12 protein-coding genes are annotated in these 14,583 nt (G+C 47.0%); 10 read left to right on the top strand and 2 right to left on the bottom strand.

Annotated features, from left to right (window positions below; translation table 11 throughout):
* Nucleotides 1–339: 339 nt before the first annotated feature.
* Complete coding sequence (locus GF404_04540; protein MBD3381447.1) at nucleotides 340–1,449, top strand: metal ABC transporter permease; 1,110 nt, start codon at nucleotides 340–342, stop codon at nucleotides 1,447–1,449.
* A gap of 116 nt (nucleotides 1,450–1,565) precedes the next feature.
* On the opposite strand, the gene GF404_04535 is transcribed toward GF404_04540, so the two are convergent.
* Entirely contained in the window at nucleotides 1,566–1,952 is a 387-nt protein-coding gene (locus GF404_04535) for a hypothetical protein (GenBank protein MBD3381446.1), read from the bottom strand.
* 412 nt (nucleotides 1,953–2,364) lie between these two features.
* On the opposite strand from GF404_04535, the gene GF404_04530 reads away from it, so the two are divergent.
* The 7 genes from GF404_04530 to GF404_04500 all read left to right on the top strand — a co-directional run bounded on the left by GF404_04530 (nucleotide 2,365) and on the right by GF404_04500 (nucleotide 11,836).
* Nucleotides 2,365–4,056: a potassium channel protein gene (locus tag GF404_04530; GenBank protein ID MBD3381445.1), complete on the top strand. Its 1,692-nt coding sequence runs from the start codon at nucleotides 2,365–2,367 to the stop codon at nucleotides 4,054–4,056.
* 325 nt (nucleotides 4,057–4,381) lie between these two features.
* Nucleotides 4,382–5,059 carry a TetR family transcriptional regulator gene (locus GF404_04525; protein MBD3381444.1) on the top strand — a complete coding sequence of 226 codons (678 nt, stop codon included), beginning with the start codon at nucleotides 4,382–4,384 and terminating at the stop codon, nucleotides 5,057–5,059.
* A 380-nt stretch (nucleotides 5,060–5,439) separates the two neighbouring features.
* Entirely contained in the window at nucleotides 5,440–6,528 is a 1,089-nt protein-coding gene (locus tag GF404_04520) for a pyridoxal-phosphate dependent enzyme (GenBank protein MBD3381443.1), read from the top strand.
* On the top strand, nucleotides 6,525–7,628 hold the full coding sequence (locus GF404_04515; GenBank protein MBD3381442.1) for a DUF1611 domain-containing protein: 1,104 nt from the start codon (nucleotides 6,525–6,527) through the stop codon (nucleotides 7,626–7,628). The genes GF404_04520 and GF404_04515 overlap by 4 nt, the downstream gene beginning before the upstream one ends.
* Nucleotides 7,629–7,702: 74 nt before the next feature.
* Nucleotides 7,703–10,018: a creatininase family protein gene (locus GF404_04510; protein ID MBD3381441.1), complete on the top strand. Its 2,316-nt coding sequence runs from the start codon at nucleotides 7,703–7,705 to the stop codon at nucleotides 10,016–10,018.
* A gap of 15 nt (nucleotides 10,019–10,033) precedes the next feature.
* Entirely contained in the window at nucleotides 10,034–11,101 is a 1,068-nt protein-coding gene (locus GF404_04505; GenBank protein ID MBD3381440.1) for a dipeptide epimerase, read from the top strand.
* 18 nt (nucleotides 11,102–11,119) lie between these two features.
* On the top strand, nucleotides 11,120–11,836 hold the full coding sequence (locus GF404_04500; protein ID MBD3381439.1) for a protein kinase: 717 nt from the start codon (nucleotides 11,120–11,122) through the stop codon (nucleotides 11,834–11,836).
* 224 nt (nucleotides 11,837–12,060) lie between these two features.
* Here the strand turns inward: GF404_04500 and GF404_04495 are convergent, their stop codons facing one another.
* On the bottom strand, nucleotides 12,061–13,338 hold the full coding sequence (locus GF404_04495; protein MBD3381438.1) for a DEAD/DEAH box helicase: 1,278 nt from the start codon (nucleotides 13,336–13,338) through the stop codon (nucleotides 12,061–12,063).
* Nucleotides 13,339–13,707: 369 nt separating this feature from the next.
* Between GF404_04495 and GF404_04490 the strand changes: the two genes are divergently transcribed.
* Together GF404_04490 and GF404_04485 are read left to right on the top strand one after the other, a co-directional pair.
* Entirely contained in the window at nucleotides 13,708–14,331 is a 624-nt protein-coding gene (locus tag GF404_04490) for a DUF2975 domain-containing protein (GenBank protein MBD3381437.1), read from the top strand.
* An 8-nt stretch (nucleotides 14,332–14,339) separates the two neighbouring features.
* Nucleotides 14,340–14,549 (top strand): helix-turn-helix domain-containing protein, encoded by a 210-nt coding sequence (locus tag GF404_04485; GenBank protein ID MBD3381436.1) that lies wholly within the window; start codon nucleotides 14,340–14,342, stop codon nucleotides 14,547–14,549.
* Nucleotides 14,550–14,583 lie beyond the last annotated feature (34 nt).

Below are 14,583 nucleotides of genomic sequence, written 5' to 3'. Positions count from 1 at the left end.
TGTTCTATGTGTCAGCGCGATAGTCATCATCTCGATGTTTCTGGCGCCCAACCGGGGTCTTTTGTTCAAATATATCAGAGAGAAGATCAACAGCCGGGTGCTTCGCCTCAACGGTGTTTTAAGCGACCTTTATGAGCTCGCATCTCAACATGACGATCCAAACTACCCGCATTCAGAGGCGGTTCTCAATTCAATGAGTGAATTCTCCGGCACTGTCCATAAGAACCTGAACGAATTGAAAAGACAGGGTATGGTTGAACAGCACGATGAAGATAAATGGGCTTTGACTCAAAAGGGCTACCAGCGTGCCCGCAAGGTAATTGAAACGGCTGGCGAGTAATGAGCAGTTCACAAATAGAGATACAGTTGATTGCCATGGTCGTCGCGGGAGCCTGCGCGGTGCCGGGCGTGTTTCTGGTGCTTCGAAAGATGGCGCTGTTGAGCGACGCTATCAGCCATGCGATTCTACTGGGCATAGTGCTGGGTTTCTTTTTAGTAAAAGACCTGGCCTCGCCGGTTTTGGTTGTGGGCGCGGCATTGACCGGCGTGTTGACTGTCAGCCTGGTGGAGCTTCTTAACCGCACGCGCCTGGTCAAGGCCGATGCCGCGATCGGGCTGGTATTCCCGGTCCTGTTCAGTATCGGTGTGATTTTGATCTCCCGCTATGCCGGCAATATCCATCTGGATACGGATTCAGTCCTTTTGGGTGAACTCGCGTTCGCGCCTTTCAGCAGATTTGATTTAGGTGGGACCGATCTCGGACCCAAGTCGCTCTGGGTTATGTCGGGAATATTGGTTATTAATCTTTTGTTTGTCAGTTTATTGTACAAAGAACTGAAACTGGCTACATTCGATCCGGGGCTGGCGGCGGCGCTCGGATTCTCACCTGTATTATTACATTACGCATTGATGACCTTAGTCTCGGTTACCGCGGTCGGAGCTTTCGAGGCAGTCGGATCGATTCTTGTCGTGGCATTGATGATCGCTCCACCGGCTACCGCGTATCTATTGACAAACCGTTTGAACTGGATGATCCTGCTGGCGGTTTTGTTCGGAATGCTCTCAGCAATTTCGGGATACTGGATTGCGCATCTTCTGGACGCGTCCATCGCCGGGAGCATGGCTACTATGGCAGGGGTAGTATTTGGAATCGTATTTCTTTTAGCACCGGATCGAGGCCTTCTGGCGCAGGCCAGGCGCCGTATGAACCAGCGCTGGGAGTTCGCGCAGGCGATGCTGACGATTCATTTATACCAGCATGAGGACCTGCCGGAGGCAGATTTCGAAAACAGCTATGACCATCTCGGTAAACATATGCGCTGGACGGATGATTTCGCCGGTACTGTTGTCGCAAAAGCTCAAAGACGGGATTTGATCAATCGCGATGGTGATTTACTTCATCTTACTGAACAGGGACGCAAACTTGCCAGGGAAACACTGGTGCGCTGATTCATCTTATCGGCAGGTATTTTAAACCACTCATGAAATTCTGGAAGCCGCTGCCAATCCCCATGGCATTATTTGATCTGCACTGCAATTCTGCAGAGCAGGGTGCGGAATCTCAACTATCTTTTTATCTGTGAATCGCTTTTCAGTAACTCCGAGACTATCCGATAAGCATGGGAGACTGCGGGAAGGCACACTTTCGCCGGAAGATCGGTGTTCATCAGTTTCTCGAGATCTTCGTTCTTGCTCAAATCGAGACCGATTAATTCACGGCAATTGATTGTTTTCATTTTGTACTCGAAACGACGGCGAAGTTCCTGAGTGATTTTAGCAGATTCCAGCCATTCCGCCATACTGGTGCTTTGTTTGCGAACAACACCGATTGCCATAGTCGCGCCGATAACCGCTCCACAGACACTTCCGGTATTGCCGATTCCGCCCCCGAAACAGGAAGCAATTTTAGGGATCAGGTCATTTTCGATGTTATAATCCCGGCACACGGCCAGGAGTACTGCCTCGGATCAGACATGACCCTCTTGCATGATTTTAGTGGCTGAGTTTTGATCCATAGATATTCTCCTTTGATGATCTATTTACTGCAGAATTTACAAATTTTAAGTCTTGATGGGTACGAAAAAATGCCGGCAACTCCAATGCTTTGTGGAATTCGTAATTCCTGTTACAGCAGGCACTTATTTAAGGTTGCAGTTTTTCGGCAGAGCGTTTTACCATAGCTAAGACTATACATAGTCTCGTTTGTTCAGCTCCGTTTAGAATTGTTTCTCCGGTACCTGCACAAAGTAGCTAAAATTCGTTGCCAGAGTGTAAAGCTTGACTTATATTCCGGCACAATTTGCTAGGATTTTATGACGACCTTTACAGCGTTGCGGCAGGTCACTTATTAAACAGAAGGTTTCTATGAAATTTCTTCCGTCGCAGATTCTTTACTTCACCCGGAGCCGGACCACAAAGCAAAACGTGAAGCTTCTGTTGCGGTTTCTGACTATTCTGGCAGTACTCGTGGTGGTGTACAGTGTTCTTTTTCATTTCATCATGCTCTATGAGAGCAAGGAATATTCCTGGATAACCGGCTTATACTGGACACTGACGGTAATGTCCACCCTGGGGTTTGGAGATATTACTTTTGTAAGTGACCTGGGGAAGGCTTTTTCCCTGGTCGTTTTAATGTCCGGTATCCTGTTTTTGCTGGTCATGCTGCCTTTCACGTTCATTCAGTTTTTTTATGCTCCCTGGCTGGAAGCCCAGTCGCGAGCCAAAACCCCCCGCGAGTTACCGTCGACGACATCGGGCCACATAATCCTGACCAGTTTTGACAGCCTCACGGTTAACCTTGTGCACAAACTGGCAAAGTACAACTATGAATACGCAATTGTCGCACCCGACCTGAAACGAGCGTTGGAGCTGTACGAAATGGAATTGAAGGTGGTGGTTGGCGACCTGGGCGATGATGAAACTTATCGTCGTCTCAGGGTAGAAAACGCCGCCATGATCGTCGCCAACAACGAGGACACGCTCAATACAAACATCGCTTTCACAGTGCGCGAGATAAGCAAGGAAGTTCCGATCGTTACCAATGCCGATTCGGACGATTCTATCGACATCCTCGAGCTTGCCGGGAGTACCTATGTCTTTCAGTTCATGAAGATGCTGGGTGAATCGCTGGCGCGGCGGACGCTTGGAATGAGTATCGGGGCAAATGTAATCGGCCGGTTCAATCAGTTGATTATTGCCGAGGCTTCGGCCATGCGGACCCCCCTGGAAGGAAAAACCCTCATTGAGAGCCGGATTCGTGAAAAAACAGGCACTACGGTAGTCGGTCTCTGGAAGCGGGGGCAGTTTAAGGTGCCTCGCGCCGATTCGCGTATCGATTCGACCTCCGTGCTTGTATTAGCGGGATCGAGTGAGCAACTCGAGAAATTCGAACGAACCTATTACCCCCGGGGTGCTCGTCCAGCGGCCGAGACCCTGGTGTTGATCCTGGGAGGCGGTCGGGTCGGGCTTGCGGCGGCTAATACACTCAAACAGCGGGGGATCCCTTTTAGGATTGTTGAAAAGAACCCTGAATTTATCAGGGATCAAAACTATATCCAGGGCGACGCGGCGGATATTCATACCCTCTATGAAGCCGGGATCCGAGAGGCGACAACGGTCCTGATTACGACCCATGACGATTCCGTCAACGTCTATCTCACCATCTATTGCCGTAAGCTTCGCGCTGATATACAGGTAATCAGCCGTGCAAACATAGACCGCAACATTTCAAAACTGCATAGCGCCGGGGCTGATCTCGTTATGTCACACGCCTCGATTGGCGCAAATACAATAGTAAACCTGTTGTTGCCGAACCGGATAATGATGGTGGCCGAGGGGTTGAATGTGTTTCGGGTACCGGTCCATGAGTCCTTTGCGGGCAAGTCGCTGGCCGAAATTCCTATCAGGCAACAAACCGGTTGCAGTGTGATCGCTATCGGCAAGGGGGACGAGCTGGAAATCAATCCCGGGCCCTCCGTGATCCTGAGCGCTGATGATGAGATTGTGCTCATTGGTAGCAGCGATGCCGAAAAACAGATGATGGAAATGTACCAATGACCGCTTGATCAAATTGTTGCTTCGGTTTTTATGATTTGTTTCAAAAATAAGAACAGGCGTTAACGAAAATTTTCTTTCACACCTGAAGCTTTTAGCGCAGGGTTGATCCCGGCTCCATCGAAACAGCCTCCAGTAGAGGCATCAAAATATGTAAATAATGGCCCTGAACAGACGATTATGGCAGTTACCCGCCCATTTCTACTAAAGAATACCTGAGTCACTTCCCAGCACAGCATTTAATTGCTTAAAAAAACTGCTTGACTTTTTGCAATAATGTGACGATATAGTCATAACTGACAAAATAGTCAGATTATAGGGGTTTTAGTTGAAAAATAAAGTAAGAAAAGAGCGTCCAAAGCGTACCCGTCATCAGAAGCGGGCTGTCAGGACCCGTGAGAAGCTGTTAAGCGCGTCCAAATCTCTTTTTTCTGAAAGGGGATTCGATGCTGTTACTATTGATGAAATAACTGAAACGGCTGATCTCGGAAAGGGCACATTCTATTATCATTTTGGTACTAAAGATCAGCTGATAAAGGAGTTGATTCGTGATGTGCTGGGTGAGCTGGAACAGGCTATAAAGGAGAAAGCAAAAAGCAGCAACGACTTACATCGACTTTTAGACAATATAATACTGGCCCATATCGACTTTTTTGACGATCGCTGGGAAGAGTTCGTGCTTTATTTCCAGGGGCGTTCTGAAATGATTTTGGACAATGGCTACGAGGGGCTGGATACGCCATTTATCAGTTATCAGAATAGTATTGAAGAATTAATAGATGCTATGATTCAAACTCACTTACCAAAAGCAACGCTTCGTCGAATAGCCTGTGCAATTACGGGTTTTATTTCAGGATTATATTCATTTTCGCTGATTTCCACCCCCGACGAAGAAATTCATAAAACATTAAATACGATGAGAAGCGCCCTGGTGGCCAGTCTGGCGCGATTCATCAAGGAGGCACTTCCGGCAGTTCCGTCCGAGCTTATCGTCGGGCAGAATTAAGCTGTCGGTTTGGTTTCCGTAACATCAAATTAATCTCTTTAACAGTGTGGTTTTACTAACCCGCATTTTAGTGATATAGATTTGCGCTCATGGTTTTCTCCAATTGTGGAGTTTTAGCGGAGAATACTGGCAATAAACAATGCTCTAAGCCGAGTGACTCATGTTGAGAATAGTTTCTGCTTATTTCATTTTAAAATTCCACGAATCGTGTGAAAAGAGCATCCAGGTCATGATCCGGTTTGTGGGTCATGCTGTGCTGAAATATAGGTCACTGGGCAGACTGGTTCTGCCAATTACGATCAAAGGGAAAGTGATATTGCACTGGTGGAAAGCAAGAATTGTATTTCAATATCTTCCACTGCCAAAGCGGATGGGGTAAAATGACGGATTTAACGGAAAGGCGGATCGATTTGATCGATGACGCTGAGGGTAAGATCTTTGAGTTTGCCAAGGGTGTTGAGGAACAGCGTAAAATCGCGGCTGATACCGATTATCCCATGGCAGAACGGTTGGAAGCCTACGAAGATATAATCGACAGTGAAGTGGGCGACACTTCGCTCTGGCGCGCCCGTAATATCGAACGTGAAGTCGGTCTGCGCCAGATCTACTTCAAGTTTGAAGGCTCTAATCCGACCGGTTCGCACAAGGATCGCATAGCCTTCGCTCAGGTGCTGGATGCCATGCGCCGGGGATATGATACCGTGAGCATTGCAACCTGTGGCAACTACGGAGTGGCTATGGCATTGGCTACCTCATTAGCCGGACTTAAGTGCCTGATTCACATTCCTCAGAGTTACCACAGTAATCGAATTCGCGAGATGGAAGAGCTGGGTGCCAGAATCGAGAAAGTCCCGGGAGACTATGAAAGCGCAGTAGTCTATTCACAGAAAAAGGCATCTCAGAACGAGTTTTACGATGCCAATCCCGGGGGACAAAACGTACTGCCTCAGATGAAAGCCTACGGAGAAATCGCTTACGAGATCTATGATGAGCTTCGAGATGCTCCTCCGGTGGTTGCTGTACCGGTTTCCAACGGCACCACCCTGGCCGGTATCTACAAAGGTTTTCTGAGTTTATACCGACGAGGAAAAACTTCAAAAATTCCCCGCATGGTGGCTGGATCATCCTTCAAGAAGAATCCAATAATTCAGGCCTGGCTGAGTAACCTTGAAAGCTGCGAAGACTTACCCCCTGACAAGATCAAGGAAACCCGGATTAATGAACCCCTGATCAACTGGCATTCAATCGATGGTGACCTTGCCCTGACTGCGATTCGCCATTCCAATGGCTGGGCTTCCAACATCAGCGATAAAAACATGATGACATCTTCCAGATTAATCCGTGAAAAGGAAGGCCTGCATGTACTGCCGGCATCTACCACAGGTTTGGTAGCGCTGATTGAGAAACATAAAAAGGAATCATTACCAAACGATCGCTATGTGATCGTTTTAACAGGAAAGAAAACATGAACCATTTCCCTGAAGGCAATGCCATAGTGTATTGCGAGGAGGCGTTTAATACCACGAATGGGAAAACTGCCCATGGCCTGGTACGCTACACTGAGAGATATTATATACTTTCAGTCATTGATTCAGTTTATAGAGGCCTGGACGCTGGTAAAGTGCTCGATAATAAACCGACAGGCATTCCAATATTTTCTTCGCTTGAAATTGCGCTTGAGGATGCCGCAGCGAGAGGAAAGCCAGCAACACATCTGGTTATCGGTCTCGCTCCGGATGGAGGCAGGTTGAGCCAGCCTGCACGGGATGATATCCGTGAGGCAATCGATTTTGGATTGAATATCGACTGTGGGTTGCATGACTTTTTAACTGAGGATAGTGATTTAATGGAATTGGCCCAGAAAAAGGGCGTGGTTGTCCGCGATATCCGCAAGCCGTTATCACGTGACCAGTACCATTTTTTCAGCGGGAAAATTGAACAGGTAGATTGTCTTAAAATCGCCGTGCTGGGGACTGATTCGGCGGTTGGCAAGCGGACCACCGCCTGGATGCTGGAGCAGGCATTGAATAATAAAAATCATTCAACGGTTATGGTCGGCACCGGTCAGACTGCGTGGTTACAGGGAGCACGTTACTGCATCATATTGGATACACTGGTGAATGACTTCGTTTCCGGTGAGATCGAGCATGCTGTCTGGTCGGCCTTCAAGGACTGTAAACCCGAGGTGATCTTGATCGAGGGACAGGGAAGTCTGCTCAATCCGGCTTACCCCGGGGGATTTGAAATCCTGGCTGCGGGCAGGCCTGACGCGGTAATTCTTCAACATGCTCCGGCACGGAAAGAATATGATGGTTTTCCCGGATATCCTATCCAATCTTTGGATCATCAGGTTAAAGCTATCGAGATTATATCCGGCAGGAAAGTCATAGCAATTACAATCAATCATGAGGATTTGAATTCTCAGGAAATTTCAGCAATCTGTAAGCTGATATCATCTCAAACCGGTTTGCCTGTTTATGATGTGCTGTTAAATGGTGCAAATGAACTGGCAAATTTAGTGATCAAGCACAGCAAGAAAAGATTTGGTAAAACCAGGATTGTTGCCTGATGAAAAATAATGTTATAAACCATGCTATCAGGATGCCAATGTTGAAACAGATCAACAAAAGCGATCCACTTTCAATGCTGGAAATCTTCGACCGTCTCGAAGTGGGGCCTCTCAAGCTCGAAAAGAAGAAGCTCAAAGCACCCTACAGGCTGTTCTGGGATAAAGAACAGGACGCGAAAGATCTGGTCTATTCCTATGAGGAAGAAGTATTCGATCCTGATGACAACTCATCTTTAAATCTGGCAAATATGATAGCGGCCCAGGTAGCATTAAACTATGGCCTGTTCTGTCGCGAGATTGTCTTTTGGGGAAACTATGATCCTGTTGACCAGAGGTTTTTGCGGGACATGTTAGAAAACACTGCCCGTGAAATTTATGTCAAAAAAATACTGGAACCAAATCCTTTTCTGGTTGGTGATGCTGCCAGGCTTCCGGTTGTAAAGCAAAAGACATACTCGCGTGCTAAACTGAGTTTCCCTGACTCTTCACAAACCAGTCAGGCGAAGTGGCAGATGTGGTCAACGGACAGAAAAAAGCATTGTATTCTTTCCAGTGGTGGAAAGGACAGCCTGCTGAGTTATTGCCTTATAGATGAGCTGGACCGTGAAACTCATCCAATTTTTGTTAACGAATCCGGTCGGCACTGGTTTACCGCTTTAAATGCGTTTCGGTACTTTCAACAAAACATTCCGAATACCGGGCGGGTGTGGGTTAACTCCGACCGTATCTTTAACTGGATGCTCAGGCACCTGCCGTTTATCCGACAGGATTACAGCAATGTTCGTTCCGATGAATATCCGATCCGGCTTTGGACTGTGGCAGTATTCCTGTTTGGTGTACTTCCTCTCTTGCGTAAACGTGGCATTGGACGGTTGCTGATCGGGGATGAGTTTGACAGTACAAATAAAACATCTCACAAAGGCATAACGCATTTCGACGGACTTTATGATCAAAGCCGATATTTCGATGATGCTTTATCTCGCTACTACATGCAAAAAGGCTGGGCCATCAGCCAGTTCTCCATCTTGCGTACTCTGTCTGAAATGCTGATTGAGAAAATACTGGTTGAACGCTATCCGGGTATCCAGAAACAACAGATGTCCTGCCATGCAACTCACAAGCGTAACGAACGGGTTTACCCTTGTGGCAAATGTGAAAAATGCCGCAGGATTGTGGGGATGCTGACCGCTCTTGAAGCTGATCCAGTAAACTGTGGTTATTCTGAACAGCAGGTTGCGGACTGTTTAAAAAATATCGCTGTTAAGGGAGTTCACCAGGAAGGTCCCGGAAAAGAACAACTTAATTTCATGTTGTCTCAACGGGGCCTGATTGAATTCTCAGATGCACAGATGCATTCTGTAAAAGAACATCCGGTGATTATGAAGCTTAGATTTACCCAGGACCGGTCACCAATTGGCGGGATTCCAGATGATTTACGTTCGGAGCTTTATAGTATATATCTGAAGCATGCCAATGGCGCTGTTAAAAAAATGGGGCGCAGGTGGATCGATTTTGATCCTCTGTCTGATCAGGGCATCTCTGCACCTTTCCCATTCGAAATGAGCGATGATAAAAGCAGCACGGGTAACAACACAAACACATCAAGGAAAAGCAGTTATCTATGGTCGGAACTGACCTGGCCGGAAGCGGAACAGAGGCTCAAAGAAATAGATGTAGCTATCCTGCCAGTGGGCGCAATCGAACAGCATGGACCTCATCTCACATTGGATGTGGATGCTTACGATGCCAATTACCTGGCGCGCAGTGTCGCGCAGGCATGCAGTGATCCAAAACCGCTGGTTCTGCCGGCTCTTGCATATGGAGTTTCTTATCATCACGATGATTTCCCAGGTACTATATCGATCAATAACAATACACTTTCAACACTTGTATACGAAATCGGAATGAGTGTCGCCTCCAATGGCATTAATAAGCTTGTGATAATCAACGGCCATGGAGGTAATACACCAGCTCTCAATTACGCAGCCCAGATGATTAACAGGGATGCTCGTATTTTTGTTTGTGTTGACAGCGGTGAAACCAGCGATGTCGATATTTGCGGTATGATCGAAACTCCCAACGATGTTCATGCTGGAGAGTTCGAAACCAGTACATCGTTGGCATCCAGGCCCGAACTGGTGCGGATGGATCGTGCGGAAAAAAGCGTACCATCATTTTCCAGTCGCTATCTAAACTTCACCTCCAAGCGTTCGGTCTCCTGGTATGCCTATACAGAAAGAATTTCTGAGAGCGGTGTTATGGGTGATCCCACCAGGGCGAGTGCTGAAAAAGGCCAGAAAATGTGGGCTGTTATGATCGCTCACCTGGTAGCGTTCATAGAAGATCTGAAAAGTATGAGCCTGGATGAAATCTTCCAGAAGCGGTATTAAGGAAGCGAACTTGAAGTGAAAATTAGAAATCTTGAGATCTGGCCGGTAACGTTTAAGCTTTCAAAACCTTATACGATAGCGTACGAGACTGTATCGTCAGTTACTAATATTTTTCTAAGGATCGAGACAGATAAAAATATTAACGGTTGTGGTTGTTCTGCGCCGGACTATGAGGTCACCGGTGAAACACCGGAAACCGTGCAACAAGACTTTAAATCGACGATCGAGCCTGTCCTCAAAGGAAGTGATCCCCTGAGAATAGCAGCGATAAATGAAAAGCTGACCGAGAAGCTTTCTAAAAGACCCGCTGCAATGGCATTGGTTGATATGGCATTGTACGACATACTCGGAAAAGTATCCGGATTGCCTGTGTATTTGTTGCTGGGAGGTTATCGAGATAGTATTAAAACCAGCATAACCATAGGCATTGCGGACTTAAACGAAACAGTCAAACGAGCGATTGAATTAATCGGTGAAGGTTTTCGAGCGATAAAGATCAAGGGCGGTAAAAGCCTCGAAGAAGATATCGAACGTGTTATCAAAGTCAGGGAGGCTGTCGGTAAGACAATCGAACTTCGTTTCGATGCCAACCAGGGGTACACATCCGAACAAACGCTTGAATTCGTAACCGCTGTCCGCTCTGCAAAACTGGAGCTGATTGAACAACCGACACCTCGTGAGCAAACCGATCTGCTTGGTAAATTATCGCAACAGGTGGCATTGCCGGTTATGGCCGATGAATCTCTTTTGGGATTGCGCGACGCTTTCAAACTGGCAAAGCGCGACCTGGTGGACATGATCAATATCAAGCTGATGAAATGCGGTGGTATCTACCAGGCATTACACATGAACTCTATCGCCAGAGCTGCCGGCTATGAAGTTATGGTTGGATGTATGGATGAGTCTGCCCTGGGGATTTCCGCCGGTTTACATTTTGCGCTGGCAAGGCCAAACGTGGCCTATGCCGATCTGGATGGGCACATGGATTTACTCGATGATCCGACTTCAGGGACTGTCACACTGAAGAAAGGCAGATTATATCCTACCGGAAAACCGGGACTGGGATTTGAACTAAAACAATGATAAATTTACGAAAATGATATGATAGTAAGGCAACCTTTTTTTATTGAGCCGGGTCGAACATTGGGACCACATTACATTGTCGAAGGCTCATTGGGCAGTGGCTGGGAGGGCGAGGTTTATCGTGTCCGTGAACGAAGAACAGGAATAATTCGAGCGGCTAAAATCTTTTATGATCAAAAGGGAGTAAGAGAAGCACCATTTTTGAGGTATGCCCGCAAGCTCTATAAACTCAAATCCTGCCCAATCATTATCCAGTACCATCATCATGATTCGGTACAGATCGAAAGCCGGCGGTTTGACTTTCTGGTTTCGGATTTTGTCGAAGGTGAGGTGCTGTCAGATTTTCTTAACAGACAACCGCATTACAGGCTCAGCCATTTTGAGGCATTACATCTGATCTACTCGATGGCAATTGGTTTGGAACAGATCCATCATCTGGGTGAATACCATGGTGATATACATTCTGACAATGTCATGGTCAAACGAATAGGTATAGGTTTCGATGTTCATTTGATAGATTTTTTTGACCTGGGACGCTCTACGAAAGCCAAAATTCAAAACGATGTCATCAATCTTGTTTCGGTTTTCTACGATGTCATCGGCAGACAGAATTACTACTCAGAAGCACCTGAACAGATCAAGCGGATTATACAGGGTCGTAAACGCAGATTGATTAGCGCAAAGTATAAAAATGCCGGCCAACTACGTATCGCACTCGAAAACCTTCAATGGTAAAAACAATAGCAGGCTCTAAGAGACGAGTTTATTATCAGAATGATAGCCAATTTAGTCGTTTGAACGCCTCGTGGTATAGCAAGCATCGAATTGCAACATTATCAAAATAGTAACAAGATCACTGCCCAGAGAAAGGGAAATTTGCATTCGAACAGTCTCCGTACTGCCACCACAGAATTAGATCCACGAAATTCAATAGAAGAGCTTGATTGGAAAACTCAAACTTAATTTTCTCTCTTCTGGCCTTTACGTTTCTTCCGTCCTGTGTTATGGCGTGGTTTATTTGACTGCCTTTGTGTTGAGGGTCTGCGTCGTGGTGGTTTGCTACTGCCAGAGGATTTGGCAGCGGTCTTCCGCTTGCGCGAAGGGGGCAGGCTCGGCAGTGCCGACTTAGGCAGGTCAGTTTTGATTAGTCGCTCGATGCTCTTTACATCTTTCTTTTGATCGAGAGTAGCAAAAGACACCGATCGACCGGAATGGCCGGCTCTCCCGGTGCGCCCGATTCGATGAACATAGTCCTCGGTGTTCGTTGGGAGATCATAGTTTACAACAAGCTCAATACCCATAACGTCAATTCCCCGGGAGGCGACGTCGGTCGCCACCAGCGCACGGTACTTTCCAGACTTAAAACCATCAAGAGCTTCGCGACGCTGTGGCAGGCTTCGATTGGAATGGATTTCCGCCGCCGTATGCCCCATAGATCTGACCTCACGGGCAAGTTTACGCGCCCCGTGCTTGGTCCGTGTAAAGATGAGAACTGGACCTAGATATCGCTCAAGCATAACTTCGAGCAACTGGGTTTTCGATCCTCTTTCGACGAAAAACATCTCTTGGATAATCTTATCAGGTGTGCTCCCTGAAGGGGCGACTTCGACATGAACCGGCAGATTCATTTCGCGTCGAGCAAGGGTTATGATCTCCTTCGGAATAGTAGCCGAAAAGAGCATTACCTGACGTTTCTTTGGAATGACAGCCAATATCCTGTTGATCTGGGGTGCAAATCCCATATCAAGCATACGGTCCGCCTCATCCAGAACAAGTATTTTTACGTCAGCAAGGTTGACAGTCCGGTGTTCGAGATGGTCAATAAGACGCCCAGGCGTGGCTACAATGACACGAGGTTTCCGTCTGAGACAACGGAGTTGAACAGACATTGATGCTCCGCCAATCAGTACAGTAGTTGTCAGTCCAAGTGAGCGGCCGATCGCGTTCAGCGCATCGTCAACCTGAAGAGCCAGCTCACGAGTCGGGGCTATGACAAGACACCGTCCCTTAATCTGGGCCAGGCGCTGAATGATTGGAATACCATAAGCGAATGTTTTGCCAGTCCCAGTTTGCGCAACAGCAATAAGATCCTTACCCTTGATAGCTGTGGGAATGGACCGCCGCTGGATCGGTGTTGGTTCGGTGAATTTGAGGCGGTCAATGGCATCTAGCAGGCTGGGCGCTATGCCCAAACCGTTGAATCCGTTGTGGGGATATTGGATTGTCTTGTCAGTCATTCTGTCACAGCCCTCCAGAGCTGGTTTTAGTGGTTATGATAATTGTACCCTTGCAAGGCAATTTGTTATTATAACATATTCTTGAGAGCTTCGTAAGGAATTTTTCCATTAAAAGCACTGCTATGTTTCTGCCTGAAGTGGTCAGGGGTGGTATGCCCGGCTAGATGTAACGCAAAGCAATGCCCCTGCCATGGCAGAAGTCAACGACGGCCTGCGAGGTCAGTCCCAAACCGTAGTTGCGTTGGACAGCCGAACTGGCGAAAAAAAAGCGTGGCTGGCAGATCTGTCTAATTATCTCTAAAAGAATAAAAATATATTGACATACGATAAATTATTACTATAATACATAAAATTGAAAGGAGTTTCATAATGAGCGTTTTTACTACCAGGGGGATTAAGTTACTGGGCAACTTAATTGTCATCGTGATCATACTTATGGGGGTGACTCAGGTGTTTCAGAAAACCAGTCAGTTGGTTTCGGCGCCAGATGAAATCAATATCCTCAAACTGGACGTTCCATGGGTGCACCCCGGCGACAACGTCTCTATCCTGCTGAATGAGGAAGCGCTTGCGGAAAACCCCGAACTTTACCGAAGGCTCCAGATAGGTATTTTCATCTACGATCTGGCAGAGCGAGTGGTGTACATATTGATATTGGTGATCATTTTAATCCTGCTCAAGCGGCTGATTCTCGCAATCCGTTCAAGAACATTCTTTGAGCCAGGCAGTCTGAAGGTCATAAATCAACTCGGGTTCGTGGTGGCTGTTTATGTGCTGTGCAAGTTTCTTTTCTATCAGGTTGTTCCTGTAATCATCCCTGAAGATCTTATCGTTGAGGCAGTCAATTTCACGACGTTCAGTGAATCGGTTTTTCAAACCGTAATGGTGGCAACAGACTTCAAGATGCTCTTTGTCGGTATATGCTTGTTTGTAATTTCAGTTGCTTTCAAGGAGGGATATCACCTTAAGAGCGAGTCAGAGCTGACAATTTGAGGTGCTTTATGGCTATTATAATTAATCTGGATGTGATGCTGGCCAAACGAAAAATGCGACTCACTGAGTTATCGAAACTGGTGGGGATCACCATGCCGAATCTATCGATTCTCAAGCAGGGGAAGGCCAAGGCGATCAGACTGGCGACTCTTGATGCCATTTGTTCAGCCTTGAAATGTCAGCCCGGTGACATTCTTGAGCACAGGCATTTTGACTGAGAATTCGAGGTGTTGCCGCCATACGTAACATTCT

The organism is Candidatus Zixiibacteriota bacterium (assembly GCA_014728145.1).
Taxonomy (GTDB): Bacteria; Zixibacteria; MSB-5A5; order JAABVY01; family JAABVY01; genus WJMC01.
Note: the sequence above shows the minus strand (reverse complement) of the source record. Positions and strands in the feature narration are given on the sequence as shown.